Origin of the sequence: Maridesulfovibrio bastinii DSM 16055, from assembly GCF_000429985.1 — a bacterium.
GTDB classification, from domain to species: domain Bacteria; phylum Desulfobacterota; class Desulfovibrionia; order Desulfovibrionales; family Desulfovibrionaceae; genus Maridesulfovibrio; species Maridesulfovibrio bastinii.
Window position 1 is genome coordinate 16,405 of record NZ_AUCX01000009.1, and the last position, 25,832, is coordinate 42,236.

General features: G+C 44.0%; 28 protein-coding genes and 1 tRNA gene. 14 read left to right on the forward strand and 15 right to left on the reverse strand.

The features are described from left to right. Positions 1 to 157: 157 nt before the first annotated feature. On the forward strand, positions 158 to 571 hold the full coding sequence (locus tag G496_RS0104535) for an Hsp20/alpha crystallin family protein (RefSeq protein WP_027178233.1): 414 nt from the start codon (positions 158 to 160) through the stop codon (positions 569 to 571). A gap of 12 nt (positions 572 to 583) precedes the next feature. Next, complete coding sequence (locus tag G496_RS0104540) at positions 584 to 949, forward strand: Hsp20/alpha crystallin family protein (protein WP_027178234.1); 366 nt, start codon at positions 584 to 586, stop codon at positions 947 to 949. Positions 950 to 1,036: 87 nt separating this feature from the next. Here the strand turns inward: G496_RS0104540 and arfB are convergent, their stop codons facing one another. Next, the gene (arfB, locus tag G496_RS0104545) at positions 1,037 to 1,453 is read right to left on the reverse strand and encodes an alternative ribosome rescue aminoacyl-tRNA hydrolase ArfB (protein WP_027178235.1); all 417 of its coding nucleotides are present in this window, start codon (positions 1,451 to 1,453) and stop codon (positions 1,037 to 1,039) included. Between the two features lie 76 nt (positions 1,454 to 1,529). Here arfB and G496_RS0104550 point away from each other — a divergent pair, with 76 nt between their 5' ends. Both G496_RS0104550 and G496_RS0104555 read left to right on the forward strand, forming a co-directional pair. Then, complete coding sequence (locus G496_RS0104550) at positions 1,530 to 1,889, forward strand: NifB/NifX family molybdenum-iron cluster-binding protein (protein ID WP_027178236.1); 360 nt, start codon at positions 1,530 to 1,532, stop codon at positions 1,887 to 1,889. A gap of 17 nt (positions 1,890 to 1,906) precedes the next feature. Continuing rightward, on the forward strand, positions 1,907 to 2,395 hold the full coding sequence (locus G496_RS0104555; protein WP_027178237.1) for a YchJ family protein: 489 nt from the start codon (positions 1,907 to 1,909) through the stop codon (positions 2,393 to 2,395). A 93-nt stretch (positions 2,396 to 2,488) separates the two neighbouring features. Here the strand turns inward: G496_RS0104555 and G496_RS0104560 are convergent, their stop codons facing one another. The 4 genes from G496_RS0104560 to G496_RS0104575 all read right to left on the reverse strand — a co-directional run bounded on the left by G496_RS0104560 (position 2,489) and on the right by G496_RS0104575 (position 6,180). Next, positions 2,489 to 3,898 (reverse strand): MFS transporter, encoded by a 1,410-nt coding sequence (locus tag G496_RS0104560; RefSeq protein ID WP_027178238.1) that lies wholly within the window; start codon positions 3,896 to 3,898, stop codon positions 2,489 to 2,491. 2 nt (positions 3,899 to 3,900) lie between these two features. Next, the gene (locus tag G496_RS0104565; RefSeq protein WP_051294836.1) at positions 3,901 to 4,350 is read right to left on the reverse strand and encodes a MarR family winged helix-turn-helix transcriptional regulator; all 450 of its coding nucleotides are present in this window, start codon (positions 4,348 to 4,350) and stop codon (positions 3,901 to 3,903) included. A gap of 232 nt (positions 4,351 to 4,582) precedes the next feature. Further along, positions 4,583 to 5,602, reverse strand: a complete 1,020-nt coding sequence (gene gap / locus G496_RS0104570; protein ID WP_027178240.1) for a type I glyceraldehyde-3-phosphate dehydrogenase — start codon at positions 5,600 to 5,602, stop codon at positions 4,583 to 4,585. A 20-nt stretch (positions 5,603 to 5,622) separates the two neighbouring features. Next, positions 5,623 to 6,180 carry a GAF domain-containing protein gene (locus G496_RS0104575; RefSeq protein WP_027178241.1) on the reverse strand — a complete coding sequence of 186 codons (558 nt, stop codon included), beginning with the start codon at positions 6,178 to 6,180 and terminating at the stop codon, positions 5,623 to 5,625. 348 nt (positions 6,181 to 6,528) lie between these two features. Between G496_RS0104575 and G496_RS0104580 the strand changes: the two genes are divergently transcribed. From G496_RS0104580 to G496_RS0104620, 9 genes are all read left to right on the forward strand, one after another. Continuing rightward, a complete protein-coding gene (locus tag G496_RS0104580; RefSeq protein ID WP_027178242.1) occupies positions 6,529 to 7,452 on the forward strand; it encodes an ACP S-malonyltransferase in 924 nt (307 codons plus the stop codon). A gap of 204 nt (positions 7,453 to 7,656) precedes the next feature. Next, positions 7,657 to 8,091 carry a 4Fe-4S dicluster domain-containing protein gene (locus G496_RS0104585; protein WP_027178243.1) on the forward strand — a complete coding sequence of 145 codons (435 nt, stop codon included), beginning with the start codon at positions 7,657 to 7,659 and terminating at the stop codon, positions 8,089 to 8,091. Then, complete coding sequence (locus tag G496_RS0104590; RefSeq protein ID WP_027178244.1) at positions 8,088 to 9,866, forward strand: aldehyde ferredoxin oxidoreductase N-terminal domain-containing protein; 1,779 nt, start codon at positions 8,088 to 8,090, stop codon at positions 9,864 to 9,866. The genes G496_RS0104585 and G496_RS0104590 overlap by 4 nt, the downstream gene beginning before the upstream one ends. A 57-nt stretch (positions 9,867 to 9,923) precedes the next feature. Further along, positions 9,924 to 9,999, forward strand: a tRNA-Phe gene (locus G496_RS0104595). A 602-nt stretch (positions 10,000 to 10,601) separates the two neighbouring features. Then, positions 10,602 to 12,197: an ABC transporter substrate-binding protein gene (locus G496_RS0104600; protein ID WP_027178245.1), complete on the forward strand. Its 1,596-nt coding sequence runs from the start codon at positions 10,602 to 10,604 to the stop codon at positions 12,195 to 12,197. Further along, the gene (locus G496_RS0104605) at positions 12,188 to 13,264 is read left to right on the forward strand and encodes an ABC transporter permease (RefSeq protein WP_084407489.1); all 1,077 of its coding nucleotides are present in this window, start codon (positions 12,188 to 12,190) and stop codon (positions 13,262 to 13,264) included. The genes G496_RS0104600 and G496_RS0104605 overlap by 10 nt, the downstream gene beginning before the upstream one ends. Beyond that, positions 13,264 to 14,094, forward strand: coding sequence for an ABC transporter permease (locus tag G496_RS0104610; protein WP_027178247.1), 831 nt, complete (start codon positions 13,264 to 13,266; stop codon positions 14,092 to 14,094). The genes G496_RS0104605 and G496_RS0104610 overlap by 1 nt, the downstream gene beginning before the upstream one ends. A gap of 12 nt (positions 14,095 to 14,106) precedes the next feature. Beyond that, complete coding sequence (locus G496_RS0104615; RefSeq protein WP_027178248.1) at positions 14,107 to 15,030, forward strand: ATP-binding cassette domain-containing protein; 924 nt, start codon at positions 14,107 to 14,109, stop codon at positions 15,028 to 15,030. Positions 15,031 to 15,085: 55 nt separating this feature from the next. Beyond that, on the forward strand, positions 15,086 to 15,622 hold the full coding sequence (locus G496_RS0104620; protein WP_425411663.1) for an ABC transporter ATP-binding protein: 537 nt from the start codon (positions 15,086 to 15,088) through the stop codon (positions 15,620 to 15,622). A 15-nt stretch (positions 15,623 to 15,637) separates the two neighbouring features. On the opposite strand, the gene G496_RS0104625 is transcribed toward G496_RS0104620, so the two are convergent. Beyond that, the gene (locus G496_RS0104625) at positions 15,638 to 16,063 is read right to left on the reverse strand and encodes a PaaI family thioesterase (protein WP_027178250.1); all 426 of its coding nucleotides are present in this window, start codon (positions 16,061 to 16,063) and stop codon (positions 15,638 to 15,640) included. 44 nt (positions 16,064 to 16,107) lie between these two features. Further along, on the reverse strand, positions 16,108 to 16,449 hold the full coding sequence (locus G496_RS0104630) for a hypothetical protein (protein ID WP_027178251.1): 342 nt from the start codon (positions 16,447 to 16,449) through the stop codon (positions 16,108 to 16,110). A 160-nt stretch (positions 16,450 to 16,609) separates the two neighbouring features. Here G496_RS0104630 and G496_RS0104635 point away from each other — a divergent pair, with 160 nt between their 5' ends. Continuing rightward, the gene (locus G496_RS0104635) at positions 16,610 to 16,960 is read left to right on the forward strand and encodes a DUF805 domain-containing protein (RefSeq protein WP_027178252.1); all 351 of its coding nucleotides are present in this window, start codon (positions 16,610 to 16,612) and stop codon (positions 16,958 to 16,960) included. 134 nt (positions 16,961 to 17,094) lie between these two features. Here G496_RS0104635 and G496_RS0104640 read toward each other — a convergent pair whose 3' ends face one another. From G496_RS0104640 to hmcF, 8 genes are all read right to left on the reverse strand, one after another. Next, positions 17,095 to 17,475 (reverse strand): hypothetical protein, encoded by a 381-nt coding sequence (locus tag G496_RS0104640; RefSeq protein WP_027178253.1) that lies wholly within the window; start codon positions 17,473 to 17,475, stop codon positions 17,095 to 17,097. A gap of 193 nt (positions 17,476 to 17,668) precedes the next feature. Further along, positions 17,669 to 19,936 (reverse strand): PAS domain S-box protein, encoded by a 2,268-nt coding sequence (locus G496_RS0104645; RefSeq protein WP_027178254.1) that lies wholly within the window; start codon positions 19,934 to 19,936, stop codon positions 17,669 to 17,671. 41 nt (positions 19,937 to 19,977) lie between these two features. Next, complete coding sequence (locus G496_RS0104650; RefSeq protein WP_027178255.1) at positions 19,978 to 20,421, reverse strand: RrF2 family transcriptional regulator; 444 nt, start codon at positions 20,419 to 20,421, stop codon at positions 19,978 to 19,980. Between the two features lie 126 nt (positions 20,422 to 20,547). Beyond that, positions 20,548 to 22,461 (reverse strand): response regulator, encoded by a 1,914-nt coding sequence (locus G496_RS0104655; RefSeq protein WP_027178256.1) that lies wholly within the window; start codon positions 22,459 to 22,461, stop codon positions 20,548 to 20,550. Positions 22,462 to 22,518: 57 nt separating this feature from the next. Next, complete coding sequence (gene divK, locus G496_RS0104660; RefSeq protein WP_027178257.1) at positions 22,519 to 22,878, reverse strand: DVU0259 family response regulator domain-containing protein; 360 nt, start codon at positions 22,876 to 22,878, stop codon at positions 22,519 to 22,521. A 140-nt stretch (positions 22,879 to 23,018) separates the two neighbouring features. Beyond that, positions 23,019 to 23,372 carry a DVU0259 family response regulator domain-containing protein gene (gene divK / locus G496_RS0104665; RefSeq protein ID WP_027178258.1) on the reverse strand — a complete coding sequence of 118 codons (354 nt, stop codon included), beginning with the start codon at positions 23,370 to 23,372 and terminating at the stop codon, positions 23,019 to 23,021. Between the two features lie 90 nt (positions 23,373 to 23,462). Then, positions 23,463 to 24,356, reverse strand: coding sequence for a universal stress protein (locus tag G496_RS0104670; protein WP_027178259.1), 894 nt, complete (start codon positions 24,354 to 24,356; stop codon positions 23,463 to 23,465). A gap of 51 nt (positions 24,357 to 24,407) precedes the next feature. Beyond that, a complete protein-coding gene (gene hmcF, locus G496_RS0104675; RefSeq protein WP_027178260.1) occupies positions 24,408 to 25,802 on the reverse strand; it encodes a sulfate respiration complex iron-sulfur protein HmcF in 1,395 nt (464 codons plus the stop codon). Positions 25,803 to 25,832 lie beyond the last annotated feature (30 nt).

Below are 25,832 nucleotides of genomic sequence, written 5' to 3' on the forward strand. Positions count from 1 at the left end.
AGCCTTTTATATTTGTAAAAGGTCTGAAAACCCCGCTTTTTCAAGCGGGGTTTATTTTTTGTCTGTAAAACTTCCACATTTTTTTAATTTGAAATGTTGACAAATGATATTCTGGACATATTTTACAATCAACGCAAAAAAATGAGGAGGTAAGACTATGGTAATAGACTTCAGCTCTTTTAATAATTTTCCGCAGGAATTTGATAAATTGTTTCAGGACTTCTTTGTACCCGGAAGGTACAGTCGTAGAAGAGTATCATACCCTCCAATTAATATTGGTGAAGATGATAACAACATCTACATAAGAGCAGAGATACCTGGAGTTGCAATAGAAGATATTGATTTAACTCTTACAGATAAGAGTATTGTAATAACAGGTGAGCGCAAAAACAAAGAAGGAAGATTTTTCCGCAATGAAAGACCTTACGGAAGCTTCCAGAGAATTATTTCATTGAACGTTCCGGTTGAAAGAGACAGTGTAAAAGCAGATCTTACAAATGGAATACTTACTGTAACACTGCCTAAAACAGTTTCTTCAAAACCCAAAAAGATTAGTATTGATGTAGGATAAGGAGGTTTACTTATGACAAACGAAATCAAGAATAATGAAGAACAGCTTGAAAAGTTTCGTCCCGCTACCGACATCATTGAAAAAGAAGAAGGACTTTTCATCCTGATGGATATGCCGGGAGTCACTAAAGAGAATCTCAATATTGACCTTGACGAAAATTCACTGACAGTAAGCGGAAAGGCTTATTCTCCCAAGGAAGAAAATGAAAAGTTTATCGACAGAGAATTTGCAGACGGTGAATATGTAAGAAGTTTTACAGTTGCTGATGTGGTTGACCGCGAAAACATAAAAGCATCTCTTAAAAACGGAGTACTTGAGCTGTTTCTGCCCAAGGTTCCGGAAGTTCAGCCGAAACGGATTGAAATTACCTCTGCTTAATTGAATATACCTTCACAACACCTTGCTCCCCCCTTAAAAACAAAAAGCCCTCATTTGAGGGCTTTTTGTTTTTCTAAAGCATAAAATTTAATAATCAGGCCTGCTGCGATTTTTTTTCTTCTCAGCCTTTTTCTTCTTCGAATCAAGTCTTCTCAATTTTGAACCATGAGGAATACGAGTCTTTTTCCTCTTTTTGGGAGGCTTGACTGCTTCCGTAATCATTTTACGGAAACGCTCGACAACCTCCTGCCTGTTCCGGTACTGACTTCGATGTTCTTCGGCGGAAAGACGTAATTCACCGGACAAGTTTATTCTTCCTGAAAGAACAGACTTGATTCTGTATTTCTGATTCGGGCTGAGTGTCGCAGAGTCATCAACATTAAAGATCAGGGTAACCTTTGTAGAAGCAGTATTTACATGCTGCCCTCCGGGTCCTGAACTGCGACTGGTGCTGAACGAAATTTCACTTTCGGGTATGGACAATGTGCTGTTGATTATTATCATAGCTCTCGGTCGGATGTCTTATAGGTAAAGCCACGGGTTTTCCCCAAATGGAACCAAAATGCAAGGAGATTTGAGTATGAAAATCGCACTCCCTTCAAAAGGCGGCGAAGTTGACGGCCATTTCGGACATTGTGAAGCATTCACTGTTTACACTCTTGACGATAACAAAAACATCACCGATGAAGAAGTCCTGACACCTCCCCCGGGATGCGGCTGCAAATCCAATATTGTGCCGACTCTTGTAGACAAAGGTGTTACACTGCTTCTGGCCGGTAATATGGGTCAGGGTGCTGTTAATCTTTTAAAGAAACAAAACATTGAAGTTATTCGCGGTTGTGAAGGCGAACTCAAGTCTGTAGTAGCAGACTGGGCTGCCGGTAAAATCACCGACACCGAAATCATCTGCGAAGATCATGGATCATGCGATAACCACTAAAATTATGGAGCCCGTTAATGAGTGCTTGCCCTTGCGGTTCAGGCCGCGACTACGCTGACTGTTGCCAGCTTTACATTGAAGGAAAGGAAAATGCTCCCACAGCAGAAGCTGTGATGCGCGCCCGCTACTCTTCATTTGCCATTAAGGATTATGATTACCTTGAAAACACCCTCACACCGGAAAGCAAGCAGGATTACGATCCGGCACATGTAAAAAGCTGGGCTGAATCATCCGAATGGCTCGGTCTTGAAATTGTTTCCACCGATAAGGGACAGGCTGAAGACAGCACCGGAGATGTAGAGTTTATCGCCACATTCAAACAGAGCGGTGCCACTCATAAACATCATGAGCTCAGCCATTTTGAAAAAAGAGATGGCCAATGGTTCTACACTGATGGAGATATCGTCCGCCCTCAGCCGATTGTGAAAGAAAAGAAAGTCGGCAGAAACGAACCCTGCCCTTGCGGTAGCGGCAAAAAATATAAAAAATGCTGCGGACGCGGATAAAAATATCAACTGCCGAAACTGATTAAAGTTTCGGATCAGCTGTGGAAAATATAAAAAATTCCCGGTCATTTCAAATGGCCGGGAATTTCTATTTTAACAATCAGGAGTCCCATCAGAGAATCCATTCTGTTCTGCTTTAGCAATGGGCAGGAAGGAAAGAAAAACACCTAAAGCACCAAGACAGGCCAGAATAAACAAAGCTGAATTCATGGACTGCATATATTCGGGCAGTGTTTCAAGCTTCACCGGGGAATCACCCATAAAAAGCGAGAAACATATTGTTATGATCACCATGCTTGAAACCATGCCAATATTGCGCAATCCGCCTGAAATAGCTGAGGCAATGCCCAGTCTGGAAGGACAGACACTTCCCATGAGGATGGACATATTCGGAGATGCAAACATTGAAAAACCGACTCCGAGCACAACAAACATCCCGTAAATAAAATGCATTGAAGTTTCGCCTTGAACAAATATCCCCATCGCCGTGCCAATGGTACAGCACAAGAGCCCAAGATTGGCTATGAGCCTTGCTGAATATTTATCCGCAAGCCTTCCGAAAACAGGCGAAAGCAGGGCCTGAACAATAGGTTGAATAATTAAGACAACCCCGGCCTGCTGCGGAGTCATGGCTTTGGCCGTCTGTAGATACAGACTGAACAGAAATGTTATGCCGAATGTTCCGGCATAGTTGATATACTGCACTGCGGCTGCTCTTGCGAAAACTTTGTTACGGGTGAACATATCCATATTGAGAATCGGTTCAGCTGTACGCATCTCAACAACAATAAACAGAATAAAACAGATCACCCCACCTGAAAGCATAAGTATTCCTGGTAATCCGGAATCAAGATGCGTTCCACCCACGATAAGCAGCAGAATGGAAACGGAAACCAGAATCGCACCGATCCAGTCGAAGGACTGCCCCTGTCTGAAATTAAAATGTGAATCCAGCCTCTTGAGGCTTACAAGATAGCATAAACCAAGCAGAACAGCCCCGCCATGAAATATCCATCTCCAGCCAGCATGAGTGGTAATAATTCCACCGACAAAAGGACCTGCTGCCAGCCCCGCATAAACAGCGGCAACGGCTATGCCCATTGCCCTTCCACGCTCTTCTCTTGGAATGGCATCTGTCAGCAGAGCCATATTGGTTGATATGGACATCGCCATAATGGTTCCCTGAATAACCCGCATGCCGATAAAAGATTCAATATTGAAGCTGAACCCCAGAAAAATCATAATAATGGTGTTAAGCAGAATACTGATTTTGAAGACCGGTTCACGACCACCGATATCCGCAACCCTCCCAAAGGGAAGCAGCAGGGCCGCACAGGTTCCGATATAAGCCGCTTCAACCAGACTGAGCTGGGTTCCGCTGGCTCCGAATTCTCTACCTATAGCCGGCAGGGAGACTCCTATACTTGAAAACATGAAAGGCATCACAAACTGCAGCACAGTGACTACAAAAACAATAGACCTTTTTCTTGACTCATCATCCATAACTATTCATTCCCGCTCACTGACTGCGCATAAGATTCAACCATGCGCTCAAGAAGAAGCAGGGCCTGCTCCTGTTCATTTTCTGTAAAATTTTTGAAAAAATATTGTTTGCTCTCTGCAAGAATGCCGCGAAGACTACTTTCAATTTTTAATGCTTTTTCAGTAGGATAAACTAATTTCTGCCGCCTGTTTTTTTCATTCTCCAGTCTGGTGATAAACCCTGACTTCTCTAAGGCAGCAAGGCTTCTTGCCGTAGCAGCTTTATCAATTGCAAGACTATTGGAAATTTCATCCTGACTGCATCCGGGGCAGTCCAGAATTTCCATAATTGTGCTGACCTGACCGATACTTATACCCATATGCGCAACTTTTTTACCAAGCTGCTGCCTATGAATACGCATTAATTTTGAAAGGTAGTAACCGGGTGAATTTATCTTTTGCTCACTCTTCATAGACGCACAGTTGACATATCAACTGTTGACTTGTCAACATAATAATATTTTCGATTTTGAAAAAAAGTGATCATAAAATGAAAATTATAGCATAGTGCAAGTAGCCATAATTCGACCCGTTTCCGTGAGGACGAAAAGTCTGTTTTTAAAACGTGATTCCGTGGCTGTCGCAATAGAAAAACCCGCCCGAAGAATCGGGCGGGTTTTAATAAGAACCTTAAAACTAATATTTCTAGAGACCACGTTTGGCGACGTAGTCGACAAGGTCTGCAATACGGCAGGAATAGCCCCACTCGTTGTCATACCAGGAATAAACCTTTGCAAGGTTACCACCCTGAACAACTGTGAAATCAGCATCCACGATGCTGGAGTTGCTGTCTCCAATAAAGTCTGATGAAACTTTAGGAGTTTCGCAGTAGCCCAGAATACCTTTAAGCTCATTTTCAGAAGCAGCTTTAAGAACAGCTTTAAGCTCTTCGGTAGTGGTCTCTTTTTCAAGGATGGCAACAAAGTCCACCAATGAAACTGTCGGTGTTGGAACACGCACGGAATAACCATCAAAACGGCCCTTCATCTCAGGGATAACAAGGGCAACAGCTTTAGCTGCACCAGTTGTTGTGGGGATCATGTTGCATGCAGCTGCACGGGCACGCCTGAGATCCTTATGGGGCTGGTCAAGAATTCTCTGGTCATTGGTGTAGGAGTGAACAGTGGTCATCACACCCTTTGAAATACCATATTTATCGTGCATAACCTTTACAACCGGAGCAAGGCAGTTGGTTGTGCAGGATGCGTTTGAAATGACATGATGGTTTGCCGGATCATACTTTTCATGGTTAACGCCCATTACCAGTGTAATATCTTCTTCTTTGGCCGGAGCTGAGATAATTACTTTTTTGGCTCCTCCCTCAAAATGCTGGGCAGCCTTGGGTCCGGTGCGGAAAATACCGGTGCATTCGATTACAACGTCAACTCCGCGCTCTCTCCAGGGAATCTGGCGGGGATCGCGTTCAGCATAGTTTTTAATATTGAAGTCATCGCCAACTTCAATAATATCGCCATCTACTTTGACTTCGGCAGCGAACTTACCATAGTTGGTGTCGCATGAAAGCAGATGTGCGTTGGTTTTAATATCAAAAAGGTCATTAACCGCAACAACTTCAATTGTGTCACGATGACGTTCCCATATAGTCTTAACCACCTGACGGCCGATACGGCCGAAACCGTTAATTCCTACTTTAATTTTGCTCATTTTTTCCTCCGCTCTGGCGATCAATCGTCCATTCTGTAAGTGTATTCAGCAGCCAGTTCGCTGGCCCTTTTTAGGGCATGGAACATGCGTGCATTTTCAAGGGCAAGGCCGGAAAGATCGGCTACGCATTTTAAGAATTCAAGTTCATCTTCACTGAAAACTCTCTCCACGCCGGAGTATGCTCTCAGAACACCAACAACTTTGCCGCCCTTGGCGGTCAGCGGGAGTACAACCAAAGAAACAAGACCTTCTTTGGATGCTTCTTCAGGATACTGAAAACGGTCATCCTTGCGGACATCCTGAATAAAGACAATCTGTCCGTTAAGAACCTCCTGATCCAACCGGCTTTTAGAAACTTCAACCGGACCTTTTTTCTCATAGCGCTCGCTGAGCCCGTATGAAGCATCAGGAAGCAGCGTTTTGCCGTCTTTGGCTAACAGTCTGATAAAACTTCCTTTAAGGTCCATCTGGGTGGTTACTTTTTCAACAATGTTGGATAAAACCTTGCACGGTTCAAGGCTGGAGTTGATAGCCCTGGTGATCTCATAAATTGTTTTGTAAAGTCTCGGTTCACTCATTTTATGCACCTGCCTTATGTTTCTATTCTTGGACTGGAACGCCGCGGCATGGACAATCCCTTACCGCCGGCGGAAAAACTCTATTTATGTCAATATGTTAAACATGATACTATAAAGTACCGGACTAAGTCCTTTTCGGCTGTGTCAAATATCAGTATAATATAGTCTGGTTTCGATGCAACCTTAGAGTTCACTTATGAACATTTTAGTTACTTTTTTCAACCTGAAGTATAAAATCTGAATTTTACACTAACTTAAAAATTTATGATACCAAGCCTTTTTTTAAGGGCCTGACTTCAACTGTAATTAATCATGCCGATCTTTGACGGCACATTCAAGGAGAATAAAATGTCCAACACTGCAATAGTTTTTCCCGGACAGGGATCTCAGGAAGCCGGCATGGGCCGCGATTTTGCTGAAAAATGGTCTACAGCAATGGATCTCTGGAAACTTGCCGAGAAAGAAAGCGGACTCCCGCTCAGAGATATCTACTGGGAAGGAGAAGCAAAAGACATGGCTGAAACAGCAGCCCTGCAACCAGCCCTGACAGTAGTCAATCTCTCTGTATGGCTTTACCTTAAAGACAAACTCAAACCGTCCGCCACAGCAGGACACAGTCTTGGTGAATTTGCCTCGCTTGCCGCCGCCGGGGTTCTCAGCCCGGAGGATACCATAAAAGCTGTCTGTCTGCGCGGAAAACTTATGTCTGAAATTTCCAATGAAGACCATGGAATGGCTGCAATTTTGAAATTAAAGCAGTCTCAGGTTGAAAAAATAGTCGAAGAATCCAAGACTGAATCAGCAAAAGAACTGCGCATAGCAAACTACAACTCTCCCTCCCAATATGTAATCAGCGGTGAAAAAGCTGCAATTGATATTGCTGCTGTAAAAGCAAAAGAAAATAAAGGACGCCTTATTCCTCTGGCTGTCAGCGGTGCCTTTCACAGTCCCCTTATTCAGGATGCCGCCGATGAGTTTGCGGCCTATCTGAAGAAACTGGATTGGAATTCCCCGCAGTTTTCCATCTACTTCAATGTCAGTGCCGCACCTGAATCTTCTGCTGAAAAAATTAAAGATATCATGTGCAACCAGATGACTTCTTCTGTCCGCTGGATAGAGATAGTTAATAACCAGTTTGAGGCAGGATGTTCCACATTTTTTGAACTCGGCCCCAAAGGAGTGCTGGCAAAACTTATTAGTGCCAACCTTAAGGGAAAGGATTTCAAAACAGCCGCAATAGGCAAGCTTGATCAGGCCGAAGAACTCAGCTAAATCCATTCAGTACCGGGAATTTAAAAATTCCCGGTACTGTTCCCCAACTTTAAAATATTTTTTAAATTGTAACGCTGTTTTTAACCTCAATGGAAATATTTTTTACTGCATAACCTGATATAACTTAATAAAAATTGAAAAAGGCTGAATATTCCAACTACATATCCGTAAATTCATCAGCCATAAATTTTATCCGGAGATACAATGAAAATCCTGACCGCCGCACGAATGGAACGTTGCATAGGATGCCATTCCTGCTCTTTTGCCTGCGCCAGGTTGGTTCATAAATTACTTTCATGGAACACCGCCGGAATAAGAATCGCTTCATCCGGCGGGCTTTCAACAGGATTTGAAGCAAGAGTCTGTCTTGCCTGCGATCCCGCCCCCTGTGCGGCAGTCTGCCCCTCGGGAGCCATGGTTGCGCGCAAAAAAGGGGGAGGAGTACGATTTAAAAGGGACCTCTGCATAAGGTGCGGCAAGTGTGCGGAAGCCTGCCCGGTGGATGCAATTTACCTCGATCTTAAAAGCAGGCCCTATGTTTGTATCCATTGTGGAAGATGTGTTAAATTCTGCCCGCATGAATGCCTTGAATTACGTGACTCCGAAGATAAAAATCCAGCCGGAGAAGGGAAGCCATGATCAGAGACTATTTTAAAATTCTGGTAGTCGACCTTGAAACCGGAACCGGCAAAGTAGAAAACATAGAAGGCCGGGACATATATATAGGCGGAAGCGGACTGGGAGCGCATCTTTTCAATCTGTATGGATATCCAGAACGCCCGTGGGATAATCCGGAGCAGCCCTTAATTTTCTCCATCGGACCTCTTACTGGTCTGTTTCCACTGATGAGCAAAACTGTTTGCTCTTTTAAATCACCATACCACGACCAGTTTGCTGAAAGTCATGCCGGAGGACGCTCCGCACTGGCTTTAAAATTTGCAGATTATGACGCCCTCGTCATTACCGGAAAAGCCCGGAGGCTTTCCTGCCTGAGCATAGGAATGCGTCATCTTGAAGTAAGGGACATTCAGTTTCTAGCAGGGAAAGATGTTTTCACCACAGGCAAAATCCTGCGTAAAATGTATCCCGGATCAGGACACCGATCCATACTGCGCATCGGTTCTGCAGGAGAAAACCTGTCCGCCATGGCCTGTATTAACGCTGATACCTACAGACACTTTGGAAGACTCGGATCAGGCAGCGTGATGGGCTCTAAGAACCTGAAAGCTATAGTGATACAGGGTGACGGGTCTTTTGCCCTGCCTGAAAACAAAAGTTATCCCGAAGTTTACCGCAAAGTTTATGAAAAAATGACCGCAACGGATATGATGAGCAAATATCATAATCTGGGAACAGCGGCCAATTTAAGTACTCTCAACGAATTAAAGTCTCTACCGTGGCGTAACTTACAGGCAACAGCTGATGAAAAAATAGACAATATTACCGGTGAAAAATTTGCTGATGAAGCCCTGCTTAGAAACGGAGCCTGTGCCGGATGTCCTGTAGGCTGTATTCACATTGGATTCGTCCGTGAGAAATTCATGGAACAGAACCAGTATTTATATCGTCAGGTTGCCTACGACTACGAACCTATTTTCTCAACCGGATCCATGCTTGGAGTTACAGACCCCTTTGCTGTTCTCGGGATAATGGATGAAATCGAAAAAGTCGGTCTTGATGTTATGTCCGGCGGGGTCGCCCTTGCATGGGCCACTGAAGCTTTTGAGAAAGGCCTTATTTCCGAAAAGGAAACAATTGTGCCTCTGGCTTTCGGAAATTCAGACTCCTATAAGAAAGCTGTGATGTATCTTGGTGAAGCCCGGAATGAATTTTACAAACTGCTGGGCAGTGGAAGCCTTGTTGCCGCTTCTAAATACGGCGGAGAAGATTTCGCCTGTGTTCTGGGTCAGGAAATGGCCGGTTATGCCACAGGTGAAACTTTCTATGTGGCCGAATCACTGGGGTTCAGACATTCACACCTCGATTCAAGCGCGTATTCATGGGATCAGAAGCATGACACCAAAGACGAAAACGAAATATGTGACGTGCTTATTGCTGAAGAATCAGCACGATCCTATGTGACATCCATGGTCGCCTGCCTGTTCGGACGCGGAGTATATACTCTGGAACAGCTGACAGAATGTCTTGAAAGCGTTGGTTACGACAAAATAGCTGAAAATATGCAGGAATCCGGGGACAGAATTCAGGCTCTTCGCTGGAAAACTCGTTTCGATACCGGATATAATCCTGATAAAATTAAAATTCCTAAACGTTATCTGAATGTTACAACATGGAAAGGAAAGACTGATCCTGTATTTCTAGACAGACTTAAAGAAAAATACGCAAGTAGAATCAAGGAATTAGTCAGCGCAGAATCGCTCAAAAACTTAAAAATTGACATAAAATCAAAATAATTCAAAAAAAACACTTGCCAAGAGCATCGTGTTTCGATAGTACTCTCTCCACGCGACGCCGAGATAGCTCAGTCGGTAGAGCAGGGGACTGAAAATCCCCGTGTCCGCGGTTCAATTCCGTGTCTCGGCACCATGTAAGTAAAGGCCCTCATGAAAAAATCATGAGGGCTTTTCCTTTTTTATGATGCACCCTAAATTAATATGCATCATAAAAAAGAGCTGCTCCCGGTTGAATGCAGCTTAAATTCTAAAACCGTTAAAATCTATTCCAGCCTGAACACGATCTTATCTTCCAGAATCTTTGCATACAGCAGCACTGAAAATCCGTTCAGCTCTCAATTCTTCTCCCCCAAAAAATCTCCCTAAACACAGCTGAACTACATCAATTACAGCAAACCATAATCAAAACTCACAAACTTCCTTTTTTTAAAATTTTCAACTGAGCAAAGACCGCACACCTTCAAACAGCTTGAAATATTTTAAAACTCCTATCCCCATAGCTGTTTTCCAATCCACAACAGACCACAACACAATTTTATTACATAATAAAAACAAATAATTATCTTAAATTTCTAAAAAAAATAAGTCTGATTAAACTTAACTGCATACAGCTCTGACTTTTAAACAGCTCAACACCTTTAACATCTTTTTCAATTTTTATTGATAATAGTAACATCTTATTGACTATAGTATCACATTGAGGCACTTATCTTAAAAAATGAGCATGGAGGTGCCATGATTTATTCAAAAAAATATGCTAATTTTTCTTTTTCCCTAGCAGCTGTTCTGCTTATTTTTATTCTATCTGTCTGCCCTGCTTTTGCAGACAAAGACACCCTTATTCTTGCTGTCGGCGGAGAAAATACAGAAGGCTACGACCCCCTGCTTGGCTGGGGAAGCTATGGCAACCCTCTATTTCAAAGTACACTGCTTAAAAGAGATGCCGACCTGAAAATTGTGCCTGACCTTGCCACAAGCTGGGAATTATCAGCAGACCGCAAAGAATGGACCGTAACCATACGCAAAGATGTTAAGTTCTCTGACGGCACTCCGCTCACAGCAGCTGACGTTGCCTTCACCTACAATAAGGGGCTTGAATCCGGCGGTAAAATTGATCTTACTCCGCTTGCTAAAGCAGAAGCTCTAAACCCGACTACTGTCAAACTCACCCTTAACAAACCGGACATTACCTTTATTCAGCATTTAATAACCCTCGGTATTGTTCCTGCAAAAACATACGGCCCCGGCTATGGCAGAAACCCCATAGGATCAGGACCATACAAACTCATACACTGGGATGAAGGACAGCAGATGATTGTTGAGGTCAACGACCTTTATTACGGAAAAAAACCGGCAATCAAAAAACTTGTTTTCCTTTTTGCAGATGAAGACACAGCTCTTGCCGCTGCACGGGCCGGAAAAATAGATGTGCTCGGAGTTCCATCAAACCTTGCGAGCCAGAAAATACCGGGAATGACCCTGCATGTAGTTAAAAGCGTAGACAACAGGGGACTAATGTTCCCGATAGTTCCTGATGAAGGAAAAACTACCCCGGCAGGAGTACCAGTAGGCAACAACGTTACAGCCGATATAGCTATCCGCAAGGCTGTAAACTATGCAATTGACAGGAACGCTCTTGTGGCAGGAGTTCTTGATGGATATGGCAGGCCCGCCTATGGCGTTGTTGATGATCTGCCATGGGATAACCCGGCCATAAGATTCAAGGATAACGATCCTGAAAAAGCAAAGAAAATACTCGAAGAAGCCGGATGGACTGACACTGACGGAGACGGAATCCGTGAAGAGAACGGTCTGAAAGCAGAATTTACAGTAGTCTACAACTCCAAAGATTCTCTGCGTCAGGGTCTGGCCCTTGCAGTATCGGACATGCTTAAGCCCATCGGCATAAATGCCATACCCAAAGGCGAAAACTGGGATCGCATCAAAACTGAACTGACTCACAAGTTTGTTGTTGTTTACGGATTCGGCGACCACAGTCCCCTTGAGATGTATAAACTTTACCACACTCCATCATCTCCGGAACCTTCATATTGGAACGCCGGTTTCTATTCCAACCCTGTAGTGGATAAATATCTTGATGAAGCTGTTGCCGCAAAATCATTCAAAGAGTCCATACCATACTGGCAGAAAGCCCAATGGGACGGAAAAACCGGATTCTGCACAGCCGGTGATGCCGCATGGGCCTGGATGGTGAATCTGGATCATACCTACTTCATCAGAAAAGGACTTGATGTCGGCAAATCCCAAATGGAACCCCATGGACACGGATGGCCCATCACATCCAACATCAATGAGTGGAAATGGAACTAAAATCAGAGTTACAAGACACAGCAGCCGGAGATTTAAAATGTCTCCGGCTGCCGTTTCTTACGGCATTACTATACGCAACCGCCAAGTTTATATGCAGAAAAGGCGCACGCCTTGTATTGCTTATTGCTTCAGTCGCGACACTCTCATTTATTCTGGTCAGTTTTTCTCCCGTCGATCCGATAGATGCCTACCTTGGACCTGCTGTACTGAAAGTCTCACCGGAACAGAGAGCTGTTATTGCCCATCGCTGGGGACTGGATGAACCACCGCTCAAAAGATACGAAAAGTGGGCCGGAAACCTTATTCAGGGCAATTTCGGCATATCAACAATTTATAATGAATCTGTACTTTCAGTCATAGGTAAACGTTTTATCACATCCTTCTGGCTGATGCTCATGGCCTGGACAATTTCCGGATTACTTGGCTTTATCATGGGGATTTTTGCAGGAGCCTACGAATCAGGATTTATTGACAAGGTAATCAGTATCTACGCTTATACCATGGCCTCCACTCCCACGTTCTGGGTAGGGATGATACTGCTGACAATATTTTCGATTCATCTGGGATGGACTCCTGTCTGCGGGGCATGGCCGATCGGGATGGAAGCTGATCAGGTCGGAATCCTTGAAAGAATCCATCACCTGTTGCTTCCTGCTGTCACTCTGTCACTCATAGGAGTGGCCCAGATAACCCTGCATACCCGTGAAAAAACAATTGAGGCCATGCGCAGTGAGTATGCGATATTCGCCAGAGCTCAGGGTGAATCACGCCTTGGAACAGCATTCCATAGGGCTATAAGGAACGTGGCTCTTCCTGCTGTCACATTACAATTCGCCTCCTTAGGAGAACTATTTGGCGGAGCTGTGCTAACCGAACAGGTCTTTGCTTATCCCGGACTGGGAAAAGCCACTGTTGAAGCAGGCTATCGCGGCGATGTGCCTCTTCTACTCGGTATTGTTTTATTCAGTACCTTCTTCGTTTTTGCAGGAAACACAACAGCGGACTTCATCTACATGATTGTCGATCCCCGTATGCGCAAAAGAAGCTGTGGAAAAAGGGGAGCGTGATGACGACCTTTCAATACAACGGCAGAACAAAAAGTCTGTTTACAATTATTGCCTGTTTAGTGCTTATCAGTGCCGTTTTTATCTCGGCATGGCTTTATGGAGATCAGGGGGAAGTAACCCACCTCACCTTGCGTAAACTGGCCCCGAGCTTACTTCATCCCTTCGGTACCGACTGGCTTGGGCGGGATATGCTTGCCAGAACGGTAAAAGGACTGCGCATAAGTCTTGGTGTCGGGCTTTCGGCGGCAACCTGTTCGGCGGTCATCGCCCTTATTTTAGGACTTGCCGCAGCGACAATGGGCAGTACTGTCGATTCAATTGTAACCTGGATGGTTGATGTGGCAATGTCCACCCCGCACCTTGTATTGCTTATCCTTATTTCCTTTGCCTGTGGCGGAGGAGCAAAAGGTGTTGTGATTGCTGTTGCCGCATCCCACTGGCCGCCACTCACAAGGGTAATCCGTGCAGAAGTAATGCAGTTGCAGTCTATGGATTATGTAAATCTTTCAAGACAGTTTGGTAAAAGTGAATTCTTCATAGCCACAAGGCACATGCTTCCCCATGTCATACCGCAGTTTATGGTTGGGCTTCTGCTCTTATTTCCACATGCAATTCTGCATGCGGCAGCGTTAACTTTTCTGGGATTCGGTATGTCCCCGCACACCCCGGCAGTCGGGGTTCTGCTGGCGGAATCCATGCGTTACCTTTCAATGGACCTCTGGTGGCTGGCTGTGGCACCGGGAATAGCACTGGTCATAACCGTAAAAGCATTTGATACGCTCGGAGCAAATATCCGTTCACTTTCAGACCCTCATATCTGCCGTGAATAAGAGGAAACAACCATGCTGGAAATAGAAAATCTTTCCGTAAGCTTCAGTAATTATACTAGGGGCATGAAAAGGGAGTCCGTATGTACTATACGCTGTCTTGATCTGCATGTTGAAGCCGGACAGATTATAGCCATAGTGGGACAGTCCGGAGCCGGAAAAAGCCTGCTGGCACATGCTGTGCTTGATATTCTCCCCGGAAATTCATCAGTGTCCGGGAATATGTATTTTAAAAATACAAAAATCACGCATCGCACGGCTAAAAAATTCCGCGGGAAAGGAATTTCCCTTATTCCTCAATCAGTATCTTTCCTTAACCCGCTGCTGCATGTGGGAACCCAGATTGCGCGATCCGCTGTTCTAAGTGGCATGAATCATCATCAGGCAAAAATGTCATCTGAAGAGATACTGAAAAAATACGGTCTTTCTGCTGAAATATATGACTGGTTTCCATTCCAGCTTTCAGGAGGAATGGCCAGAAGAGTGCTGACAGCCACGGCAACAATAGGGACTGCTGACCTGCTGATAGCTGATGAACCGACCAATGGTCTTGATGAAAATGTTGCCAATGAGACACTTATGCATCTGCGCCAGCTGGCAGATACCGGTAAAGCAGTAGTACTTATCACCCATGATATTGAATCCGCACTACAGGTTGCTGACAGAGTTTCCGTTTTTTATGGTGGAGTAACTCTTGAAGAAGCAGATGCTGCTGATTTTTACAATGAAGGCTCATTACGCCACCCCTATTCCAGACAGCTCTGGTCATCGCTTCCGTGCAATCAGTTCACCAAAGCCGTAACCAGAGATGAAATAAGTATAAACAATGAGGGATGCCCTTTTTATATGCAATGCCCCAACGCAATAGAAAAATGTTCGCATGAGCTGCCTGCGCTAAGCCCGTACCATAACGGAAAGGTAAGGTGCTGGCGTGCTTGAAGCTAAAAATCTTTCTTTTCGCTACAGTAAAAAGCATCAGCGGCTTTTCCAAAATCTGGACATTTCCATAGCCCCCGGAGAAAGAGTCGGACTGCCGGGACCAAGCGGACGCGGAAAATCAACGCTTGCTAAAATTCTGGCTGGTTATCTCAAACCGGATGAAGGGGATATAACCGTTGACGGAAAACAGATTGTGCATGGCAGTTTCAACCCGGTACAGATTCTCTTTCAACACCCGGAACTTGCGGTGAACCCCCGCTGGAAAATTAAGAACATTCTTAATGAGGCCGGCACACCTTCCGCTGATCTGCTTGATTCGCTTAAAATTAGCAGTTCATGGGCCGAAAGGTATCCCAATGAACTTTCAGGCGGAGAATTGCAAAGAGTCTGTCTGGCCCGGGCTCTTGATGGAAGAACAGGATATCTCCTGTGTGACGAGATGACTTCCATGCTCGACCCGCTTACGCAGGCCTCCATCTGGAAAACCGTGCTTGAAACAGCCGCGGAAAGAAATCTGGGGCTGCTGATAATAAGCCACGACACAGCCCTGCTCGACCGTTTATGTCATCGCAAGGTGGAAGCCTTTATTTAACTATACGCAGGGTTGTTATTTTTTATTTTTAATAACCATAAAAGTAGCTGTACTGCGGGATATTTTTTTACTGTTTTCATCTGTCACAACGCAATCAACCACAATCAATGTGCGTCCCCGCTTAAATACAGTGGCTTCAGCAGTTAATATCCCTTTTGAAGCCATTGAAAGAAAATCATTTTTAATCTCAATCGTAGCGACCTGTTCATCATTGGAAAGGGTTGTAATTGCCGCATGGGCCGAAGTTTCATCACACAGGGAGACAGACAGGCCGCCCTGCATAATACCGGCTCCCTGAATAAATTCAGGCTTTATCTCCATACTGAAACGGGCATACCCTGCTCTGAATTCCTCAGCCCTGATACCCATAAAATCCAGATAAGGATTATCTACAGCTTTCCCTGAAACAAGTCTGTCCAGATACACTTTGTAGTCAAGCATTGTGGTTCTCCGCTGATGACAGCTTAATATATTTAAATAACTTATTATATTTTTTTAGAAATCCATAAACCCATAAAAATATACGCCGCGATAAGTATCCAGCCGACAAGAATTGTCACCCTATACTTTCTGCCTGATTTGAACATCAGTCCAATTATAAAAATATAAAAAATACTTATGATTGAAACAACAATGTGACTGACTGCAATGGTGCTTTTATCTTCACCGCAACTGAGGCTGAGGTAATAAAAAGAAAACGGATTGATAATATAAACCAGTTCTGAAATCCTGACATTGGATTGAAAATTTTGAATGTATTTACCGGCATAAAGTAGCGTTTCGGCCAGTATGTTGACCATTAAACCAAAGAAAAAAAACTTTTTCATTACTAATTCCGAATTTAAAACCAACCTGCAATAGTATGAAATTATCTATTACAATCGAACTTATGAGAATTAATAGGTAACTATAATTAATATTATTATAACTATATATTAGAGATACAGACTTTATTCAGTTAATATACCCCCTATCAAGGAGGTAATTATGAAGCAATATCTAATTGAATATTTCGATTCAATAAAAAAATTCAGCGATTTTGAAGGAAAATCGACTCACAGGGAATTCCTTATTTTCCTGATAGTACACCTTTTGATAATTGCTGTGCTGTCATGCTTAATGCTTGTTTTTAAGAACGAATTTCTGATTAAAGTTTCCACAACACTTTTAAATCTCTATCTCGTCTGCACAATTCTGCCTTCCGCAGCCATTGTAGTCCGCAGGCTTCACCATCTCGGACGCAAAAAAAAACTGGCCTTTACGGCCTTCATTCCTGTAGCAGGAATTTTGTATCTGCTGGTAATCTGTCTTAAAGGACAGCCGACAACAGCAGTTTGAATAAATTTTTATAAACAGTGACCAATTAATTTTTAACGGCAATCCCGTCTGATAAATTCAGACAGGATTGCCGTTTTTAATATGAACCAATTTAAGAGTCGAATATCAGAATTATGTTTTCAGATATTCAAAAATTAAAACCTGATAACAAGCGGAATAGCATGAAGTTGTCTTGAAAGCTCGGTGGTTGTACCAAGATTCCATTCTGCCGGAGAATCCTTTCCAAGAATTTCGCAGACATCTTCTACCACACCTTTAACATTGATTACCGGGTGTCTGGAAAAAACCTGCGGCAGACCGTAAGTAAGGTTACATGCCAGACATTTTCCGGGACGCTGTTTAAGCCTGAATTCAAAGTTCAACTCATCCCCGCTTTCACCTGTAAAAACGAGGTCAATATCATAACTTCCTTCCTCAGCCCCGCCAAAAAGGGCTTCGAAAAAGTCATCCGCTCTACTGGATGGAAAAAGGCTCTTTAATTTTTCATCAGTCAATAATTCTAAAGCGTTACTCATATACCAGCTCCACTATCTCCCTATATTTTTAATTCTTTCCTGATTCTGCCCTAATTAGGGTATATTTTCAAGAAAACTAAGATGATAGATAATCATATTATCTTGTTAGTAATAAAGTTACACACAAAATATATTTAGTTACAAAATTTAACTGCCCTAAGAGTGAATCTTAACCGGCTTAATTTAAAATGTGTCAATTTGTCTTAGCTTTATTGGGAAATACAATTTTGAAACATGCCCCGCGACCATTGCCGGAGACAGCATGAATATTACCGCCATAATCTCTTATAATTTCATACGAAATAGAAAGCCCAAGCCCGGTACCTTTTCCCACATCCTTGGTCGTGAAGAACGGTTCAAACAATCTTTCCTGAATCTGTTCCGGTATTCCTGAGCCTGTATCGCAGACTTCAACAACAATTTCATGCTCGTTAAAACTGCTGGAAATAAAAATTTTACGCTCTGATTTTCTGGCAGATTCACCGGACCAGCGTTCTTCAATAGCATCTCTGGCATTTATAAGAAGGTTGATTACAACCTGTTCAAGGCGATTGGCATCGGCCATTATTTCAGGAAGATTATCATCAAGATCCCAGATTACATCTATGTTCCTTACGGTCAGCTGCTGGCTGAAAAATTCAAACCCGCGTCTAAGGACATTATTGAGCTGAACAGGTGTTGTCTTTAATGACGACTTTCTTCCAAATTCACGCATGTGCAAAATTATTTTACTGGCCCTGTCAACATGGGTGCTGACACCTTCAGCCATTTCTTCAAGTATTTCAGGCTCAGGAATGCGTCCCTTTGAAATCTTTCTACTTAAAAGATTGCTGATTGTTTTCAAAATGGCCAAAGGCTGATTGAGTTCATGGGCAACACCCGAAGCCATTTCACCGAGAGTAGCCATTTTACTGGCCTGAATAAGCTGCTGTTCGGCCTTAAGCTTCTTGGTAACGTCACTACAGGTAACAATGAGAACACCACCACGGTTGAACTCGGCAGGCGAAACACGCATCAATGCATAGATATGTCTTCCCGATGCGGTCAACTGCGAGCATGGTCCGATCTCTTTATTGTTTTTTACTATGAAATCATAATCCTGACGCTCCTCTTCCCTGAAAAGATTGAGAAAAGAAGATCCGATAAGATCAGCTGGTTCATAGCCATAAATATGCAGGACAGGATCATTACAATTAACGATCTCCAGAGTATCGACATCCAGCACAAAAACTGCCTCAGGTATGGAATCAAAGATAGCATGATAGCGTTGTTCAGAGGCCGCCAGCTGGACTTCAAGATTTTTACGGTCCGTAATATCAACCATCATCTCCATTGCGGCAACAATGTTGCCGTTATAATCCCTGATTGGAGAAGTGTAGACAATCCAGTGGATTGAGTGCCCGTTCTGGGACAGTCCAGATTCCTCGCTGATATGTTCCATTCCGTCATTGAAAGTTTTAGCCACCGGGCATTCAATACATTTCTCCGTTCTATCTTTGTTTATCCGAAAACAATGCCTGCCAAGCGGTTTTCCAAAATGCATTTCATAGGCCATATTATGGCGTATCACTCTGAAATTTCTGTCAACAACACAGATCAGGCAGGGAACATTTTCAAACAGTTTTCGGTATTCTTCCTTCTGGGCAATAAGCTCCCGCTGTTTATCCTGAACCTGAAGCCCCATCATATTGAAAGCTTTATAAAGAGCGCCGAATTCATCAGGACTGCTTTCGCTTATCTCCTTAAATCCATTGCCGGAACCTACACCCTTGGTGGCTTTTGTAAGCTTATTGATGGGCCTGAAAACAAATCTGTAAGTATAAAGGGAAAGAGCTATAAATGTTGCGGCAAAAACAATAAAAGAAATAAGTATATTAACCTGCTCAAAAGTGCTGAGAATAGACTTTTTAGCTTCAGTTGAAACTTCCATTTCAAGCAGCCCGAGCACCTGCTCATCCTTTGAGTGCACATGGCATACTCCGGGAGCGCAACCTTCGGAATTAGGAATTGGAGTAATGATGGACATGAACTCATGTCCGTTTTCTTCGTATGTTCTGCTGCGCTTTGGAAGACTTAAGGTGGCGGGTGGTTCTTCAAACTTATGACAGGTCCAGCATGAACTGGCGGACATACTGATCTTTGAACCGACTTCCTGCGGGTTGTTGGAAAAAACAATCAACCCTTTTTTATTATAAATTCTAATGCTCTTTATTTCACGCTGCTTGCTTATGTTATTGATATCCTCGCGAATATCATCCCTTGAATCAAGCATCATGGCATAATGCAAACCAAGCAGGACCGTGTCGGAAAGCAGAGCTGTATCGGAACGGATATTATCGGTTACGTTTTCCTTGAAAAAATGAACATTGAACCATGTCCAGAAAATTACGCTCGCAAGAAGTGTTATTCCACCGGAAAGAATCATCTTCATTATCAGGCTTTGGCGCATTCTTTTGAACAAGTCCGATATTCCCAGCCTCACGGCATTTTTTAACTTTTGAACTAATCAGGTTTTTGAATATTCCTGTCCATGGGGCAAAGTCTGGCGTCTTTAATAAGATCTGCAAGCGAATAGGAATCAAGCATTTTATACATGGCCTTGTTGGCGTCATCCCAGATTGATCTGCGCAGGCATACTGCAGCCCGCGGACAGGTACTCATATCACCGTCACAATCAAGAATCTGCTCGTCACCATCAAGAACCTGTGCCACGGCACCAATAGAGATATCCTCGGGAGCCATAGTCAGGATATTTCCGCCGTTAGGTCCTCTCTTGCCTTTAATAAAACCGCCCTCTTTTAGGAGCTTTAATATCTTTTCCAGATATTTTAATGAAATACCTTCCCTTCTCGCTGAATCATGGCTGGGAACAGGACCTTTTTCGCTATGCATTGCAATATCAAGCAACAGACGGGTTCCGTATCTGCTTCTGGTAGTGAGCTTCATAAGTTTTATTATACCTGTTTAGTTAATTAGCTGATAAACAGCCATTTATAACTGGCTGATAACAGGTTCCAAACAGTATGGAAAGTATCACTAAAGACGCTGTTTTTTTATAATAAAAGAACTATTTTAACCTTTAAGTGGAAGAAATACTGTGAATTTTGTCCCGGTACCCGGTTCCGATTCAACTTCTATTTCGCCACCATGATCCCTGATAGTCTGACTGGAGATAAAAAGACCTATTCCAGTGCCTCTCTTACCCTTTGAAGAAAAGAATAAGGTGAAAATTTTATCTCTGGTTTCAGGGTCCATCCCCATTCCATTGTCAAAAATAGATATTTTTAATCTGGAACCATCAACAGCGGCCTGCATACCGATATATTTATCTTCCTTCCCAATACAGCTTTCACAGGCATCAACGGCGTTTTCCAGAAAATTAACCAGAGCAGCGGACATGGCACTGCTGTCAATTTTAATTGTTCCCAGATTGTCCGGAATATCAAGCCGGTAATCAACTCCGGCTGATTCGGCTTTCTGGTTTATCAGCCTTGCGGTATCAATTAAAAACGGCGCAGCTTCAACCAGCTCAAGCTCAAGTTCGCGCGATTTTGCATAGTAAAGGATATCGAGCACCATCTTTCTGACTCTGCCGACCATATTTTTGAGTACGGCAGCAGCGTCATCAACACGCTCACGGTCATTTTTACGAAGTCCGGACTCCAGACGGTAAATACCGCCATCAAGAGCGGTAAGCATCCCTTTAACGCCATGCGACATGGAACCGAGCATAATCCCCAGAGATGTAAGGTGATCCTGAAGCCTGCGTATTTCGGTTATGTCAGTGGACATCTCCATAACCTGTACGATTTCACCATAAACATCCCTGATAGGTGCCGACCAGACCAGTACATTTTTATGCTCGCCCTTTTCAGTCTTTATAACTGTTTCCAGCTGATGGGATTCGCCATCTTTAAAGGTCTGCCTTACAGGACAGTCTTTACATGGAGCATCACGGTGCTTGTAGGTTTTAAAACAGGTTTTGCCGTCAGGATTTGTAAAGTCATCCTTAAACCTGCGGTTTACTTCAGCGATACTGTAATCAGGATTCTGAACGGAAATGTAGCATGGGGCTTCATCAAAAAGCCGCTGATATTTAAGCTGAGTAGTGAAAAGTTCATCCCTGAGACGTTTGAGCTCAGTCATATCAACTGAAATGTCTAGAACAAGATCAATGTTGCCGTCTTTGCCGGGGATTGGTGCGGTAAAAACAGTTACCGGAATTTCTTCACCGTTGCGGCCGATAAATGTTTCCCTGCTGTGCTGCCCTTTTCCGGTATTAAAAGTCTTTTGAACAGGACAGGCGTTACCGGGAGAGTTGCGGTCAGAATAAATATCAAAGCTGTTGAGCCCTACAACATTGCCAAGCCTTTCTTTAAGGAGCGTATTGGCTGAAACAATTTCAAGATAACGGTTGTGGATGGAAACAAGGCAGGGCAGCTCATTAAAAAGACCGGAGTCAGATTCAACAGCACTGGTAGCATCGGCAAGGGCGGAACTGAAACCTTCAATAACCTGACATGCCGCATTCTGGCGTTCAAGCTCGACTATACGTTTTGTTTTTTCATCAACAAGACGCTCAAGATTTTCAGTATATTCTTTGAGTTCCCGCTTCATCTGAATTTTTTCAACAATGCGGGCAATGGAAAGTTCTAAAACATCATCATTTACCGGTTTGGTAATAAAATCGGCAGCATCGGCCTTAAGAGATTCGATGGCAAGATCGAGATCACCATGCCCGGTAAGCATGACAACTTCGATATCACTATATTCTGATTTAACTTTTTTAAGAAGTTCAATGCCGTCCATCACCGGCATTTTTATATCGGTAAGAATTATATCAACTCTGGTATGTTCCAGCATTTCAATGGCCTCAAGGCCATTGGCTGCGGTGACAACGTCGTATCCGAAATCTCCAAGAGTAAGCCCCAGAAAACGCCGGATGCCTTCCTCATCGTCAACCAGCATTAATTTTACGTCATCCATCCCGTTCTCCGAATAAGCGAAAATCCGGCTCTGAATTACAGCTGGCCAGGTCAGTCTTTATGGATCGCCTATGGTATCCTTTACAATCTTTATAACATCACTGGGATCAAAAGGTTTTTTTATGGTTGCGACTGCGCTCTGGATGGCCATGTGAATACCCGGAAGACCACTGATTATTATAACCGGCAGATCATGAAAATTTTCGTGCTCCGTCAGCCTGTGATAAAACTGCGGACCCCATTCGTTAGGCATTTCAAGATCAAGAGTAATCAGATCGGGTTTCTCAGCTATGGCCACATCATAAGCTGCAAGACCGTCAAAAGCGCGGCAGGTATCATATCCATGATCCTCAAATACATTGACCAGATAATCTACAATGTACGGATCATCATCAACAACCATAATTTTTTTGGGCATTACTCGTCACCTTGGATATTATTTTATAACGGCCGGTCCATAATCGGACGAACCCTACACCCTAGCAGCGTGCCCTTTCAAGTAAAATCGGCCGGCAGGCCCCCCCGGACCCACCGACCGATTTTCGGTATATCAACCTGTTATCCGATGTTTTCCTTTACCAGCAGCAACAGCTCGTCTGCATCAAAAGGCTTGTTCAGACTGGCTACAGCTTTGGGTATTGCGTACTTGTTTGCAGTAAGCCCGCTCACAACAATAACCGGAGTTCTCTTCAGTTCATCATTTTGAGTAAGCTTGCGATAAAACCTTGGTCCCCATTCACCCGGCATTTCAAGATCAAGGGTGATAAGGTCCGGTTTTTCATTTTCCGCAATTTCATAAGCAGCTTTACCGTCATCGGCAGTAATAGCTTCGTAACCATTGTCGCTGAACAGATCCTTCATATAGGAACGGATTTCTTTATCATCGTCGACTATAAGAATCTTTTTGGACATAATTTTCCTCCTGATAAAACCCGGAAATCCACCTCTGGCCTTTTCCGAAGGTGAATTACCCGAGGCCTATTTTATCATCACTCCGGCAGGTCAGACCTTTTCCGGCTTGCTGACACTGACTACCGGGCAGTTGGCCCGGACAATAACCTGCTCAACAGTTGAGCCGATTCTAGCCTTTTCGGGATCAAGCTCGCGGGTATGATGGGCAAGAACGACAAGGTCGACCTGCTTTTCACGGGCGAGTTTAACAATCTCCACGTATGGAGCTCCTTCCCAGACTTCAATGTCATAGTTCTTGAAATCACCCATCAAAGGTGAATACGTACTGCGAATACGTTCGCGTACGGCTATGAGATTCTCCTCAATCTCATTCTGGTCCAAAACCTTTCCGCTGATATCAAGAGCGTGGAAGATGGTCAGTTCGCAGTCGAGTTCGCGCGCTGTTTTCAGCGCGAAGAGAAACGCACTCAAAGACTGCTTGGAGAAGTCGGTTCCAAAAAGAATCTTCGAGAATCCACCCCAGTAGGATGCGGATTCACGATGTACGGTAAGGATGGGACAACCGGCGGCCTTGGCAACCTTCTGGAAGGTGCTGCCGGGATATCCCCTGTAATAATTTGCACTGTTGCCTGAGCTTGCACCCATAACAATCAGGTCTGCATCAATTGAACGTGCTTCACGAAGAATTTCGCGCGAAGGTACGCCTGTGGTCAGAATAATTCTTACATTATCAAGACCTTCAAGCTGCTTTGCGTAAGTTGTTCTGATTTCCTCTTCAACCCATGAACGGTAATCTTCATCAACTTCAACTTCTTCGCCGGTGCGAACGTCGTTGACAATCTGCGAGTAGGCCTTTGTAGGCACTCCCAGAACGTGAAAGACTGTAACTTCCGAGCCGTAACGCTTTGCCATATCGAAAGCGACTCGGGCGGCACCGAAGCTCGCGGTAGAGCCTGTTGTCGCTAAAAGGATTTTCTTAAACATGTGACACCTCTTTTGTTGCGGACAATTAAAGCTGCACACCAGCCGGATAAACTACTCTTCTTCCTTGGGCTTAAGATGTTCCGGCACTTCGAGCATGCTGATTATAAGCGGCTTAAGGAAAGACCAGCGGATTCCGATGTGGTATTCCTCCTCAAGGTCACGAATGGCATCCCAGCAGTTATGACATGGAGCTATGACAAGTTTTGCACCTGTATCAATAATCTGCTCCATTTTTTTACGCAGAGCCACGTTACGCTGTGGACGGAATTTTCCTATTCCGTTGAAGCCGCCACCACCGCCGCAGCAGTAGTTATGTTCACGGTTCGGTGACATTTCCACAAAATAACCGGGCTCAACGATATATTCGATAATTTCTCTGGTTATCATCTTGAGGCCGTGGTTACGAACATAGTTGCAGGAATCCTGAAGTGTGACAGGCTCTTTGATACGTTTTGCCGGATCAATTTTGAGCTTGCCGGTACGCAGGGCTTCTGCCAGCCATTCAACATAGTGAATGTAAGGTCTTGGCGGAAGTCCGTCTTCACGACCAACCCAGTAAGGGCCTTCGATGACAGTTGCGCGATGCGCATGACCGCATTCGGTGCCGATACATCTTTTGGGATTCAGCCTTTCAATGGCATTATAAACATTTTGAACATTATCTTTACAGCATTCCCAGTCACCTGCGAACATGGAAAGCGAAGTCTGTTCCCAGCCCTCAGAAGGAACTGTCCAGTTTTCACCGGCAACATGGAACAAAATAGCAGCTTCTGCAATATCTTCAGGGTAATGCTTGGGTTCACGGGCGTTGCAGGTATACATGATATCCGCATCTTTTTTATCAACCGGAATCTCAAGTCCTGGCCATTCTTCTTCGGTTTCCTCGGCCATCCACTCGCATGTTTCAACCCAGTCTTCCTGAGTTACGTCCATCTGGGCGCGATAGATGCGGTGCATACCGGAACCGATTTTAAGTTCCCACGGTACAAAACCCTGAGAATAAAGAAGTCCTCTGAGATATGAGAACATAACACCTACGTCGATTCCGTGAGGACAGTACATTCCGCAGCGGTTGCAGCAGGTGCACTGTGACCATGCAACTTCCATGGCGTGACGCATGAAAGCATTGTCCACCTTACCTTTTCTCTTGACCATTTCGCCAAGGGTGGACTGAATTTTATAGGAAGGAACCTGTGTGGGAACCTTTCCGTTAACCTGATAAAGAAAGCAGCTTTCTGCGCAAAGGCCGCAGTGGGCGCATATTTCAAGCCAGGTTTTAGTTCTTGATTTCATGGTTTTCTGGATTGATGCCCACAGCTTGTCGGTATCAACATCCAGATGTTCCATTTCTTCATAATACTTTATGCCGCTCTTATCAGCGAGTGTCAGCTGAAGCTGCTCAACAGTATTAATAGGCTGTTTATTACAAATTTTTCCTTCAGGCATTTTGCTTCTCCTGTATGTGGCTTTTTAAAT

What these genes read in the sequence shown, in the direction of transcription:
- G496_RS0104535 (WP_027178233.1), top strand. Translation starts at nt 158, where the DNA reads ATGGTAATAGACTTCAGCTCTTTTAATAATTTTCCGCAGGAATTTGAT.
- G496_RS0104540 (WP_027178234.1), top strand. Translation starts at nt 584, where the DNA reads ATGACAAACGAAATCAAGAATAATGAAGAACAGCTTGAAAAGTTTCGT.
- arfB (WP_027178235.1), bottom strand. Translation starts at nt 1,453, where the DNA reads ATGATAATAATCAACAGCACATTGTCCATACCCGAAAGTGAAATTTCG.
- G496_RS0104550 (WP_027178236.1), top strand. Translation starts at nt 1,530, where the DNA reads ATGAAAATCGCACTCCCTTCAAAAGGCGGCGAAGTTGACGGCCATTTC.
- G496_RS0104555 (WP_027178237.1), top strand. Translation starts at nt 1,907, where the DNA reads ATGAGTGCTTGCCCTTGCGGTTCAGGCCGCGACTACGCTGACTGTTGC.
- G496_RS0104560 (WP_027178238.1), bottom strand. Translation starts at nt 3,898, where the DNA reads ATGGATGATGAGTCAAGAAAAAGGTCTATTGTTTTTGTAGTCACTGTG.
- G496_RS0104565 (WP_051294836.1), bottom strand. Translation starts at nt 4,350, where the DNA reads ATGAAGAGTGAGCAAAAGATAAATTCACCCGGTTACTACCTTTCAAAA.
- gap (WP_027178240.1), bottom strand. Translation starts at nt 5,602, where the DNA reads ATGAGCAAAATTAAAGTAGGAATTAACGGTTTCGGCCGTATCGGCCGT.
- G496_RS0104575 (WP_027178241.1), bottom strand. Translation starts at nt 6,180, where the DNA reads ATGAGTGAACCGAGACTTTACAAAACAATTTATGAGATCACCAGGGCT.
- G496_RS0104580 (WP_027178242.1), top strand. Translation starts at nt 6,529, where the DNA reads ATGTCCAACACTGCAATAGTTTTTCCCGGACAGGGATCTCAGGAAGCC.
- G496_RS0104585 (WP_027178243.1), top strand. Translation starts at nt 7,657, where the DNA reads ATGAAAATCCTGACCGCCGCACGAATGGAACGTTGCATAGGATGCCAT.
- G496_RS0104590 (WP_027178244.1), top strand. Translation starts at nt 8,088, where the DNA reads ATGATCAGAGACTATTTTAAAATTCTGGTAGTCGACCTTGAAACCGGA.
- G496_RS0104600 (WP_027178245.1), top strand. Translation starts at nt 10,602, where the DNA reads ATGATTTATTCAAAAAAATATGCTAATTTTTCTTTTTCCCTAGCAGCT.
- G496_RS0104605 (WP_084407489.1), top strand. Translation starts at nt 12,188, where the DNA reads ATGGAACTAAAATCAGAGTTACAAGACACAGCAGCCGGAGATTTAAAA.
- G496_RS0104610 (WP_027178247.1), top strand. Translation starts at nt 13,264, where the DNA reads ATGACGACCTTTCAATACAACGGCAGAACAAAAAGTCTGTTTACAATT.
- G496_RS0104615 (WP_027178248.1), top strand. Translation starts at nt 14,107, where the DNA reads ATGCTGGAAATAGAAAATCTTTCCGTAAGCTTCAGTAATTATACTAGG.
- G496_RS0104625 (WP_027178250.1), bottom strand. Translation starts at nt 16,063, where the DNA reads ATGCTTGACTACAAAGTGTATCTGGACAGACTTGTTTCAGGGAAAGCT.
- G496_RS0104630 (WP_027178251.1), bottom strand. Translation starts at nt 16,449, where the DNA reads ATGAAAAAGTTTTTTTTCTTTGGTTTAATGGTCAACATACTGGCCGAA.
- G496_RS0104635 (WP_027178252.1), top strand. Translation starts at nt 16,610, where the DNA reads ATGAAGCAATATCTAATTGAATATTTCGATTCAATAAAAAAATTCAGC.
- G496_RS0104640 (WP_027178253.1), bottom strand. Translation starts at nt 17,475, where the DNA reads ATGAGTAACGCTTTAGAATTATTGACTGATGAAAAATTAAAGAGCCTT.
- G496_RS0104650 (WP_027178255.1), bottom strand. Translation starts at nt 20,421, where the DNA reads ATGAAGCTCACTACCAGAAGCAGATACGGAACCCGTCTGTTGCTTGAT.
- G496_RS0104655 (WP_027178256.1), bottom strand. Translation starts at nt 22,461, where the DNA reads ATGGATGACGTAAAATTAATGCTGGTTGACGATGAGGAAGGCATCCGG.
- divK (WP_027178257.1), bottom strand. Translation starts at nt 22,878, where the DNA reads ATGCCCAAAAAAATTATGGTTGTTGATGATGATCCGTACATTGTAGAT.
- divK (WP_027178258.1), bottom strand. Translation starts at nt 23,372, where the DNA reads ATGTCCAAAAAGATTCTTATAGTCGACGATGATAAAGAAATCCGTTCC.
- G496_RS0104670 (WP_027178259.1), bottom strand. Translation starts at nt 24,356, where the DNA reads ATGTTTAAGAAAATCCTTTTAGCGACAACAGGCTCTACCGCGAGCTTC.
- hmcF (WP_027178260.1), bottom strand. Translation starts at nt 25,802, where the DNA reads ATGCCTGAAGGAAAAATTTGTAATAAACAGCCTATTAATACTGTTGAG.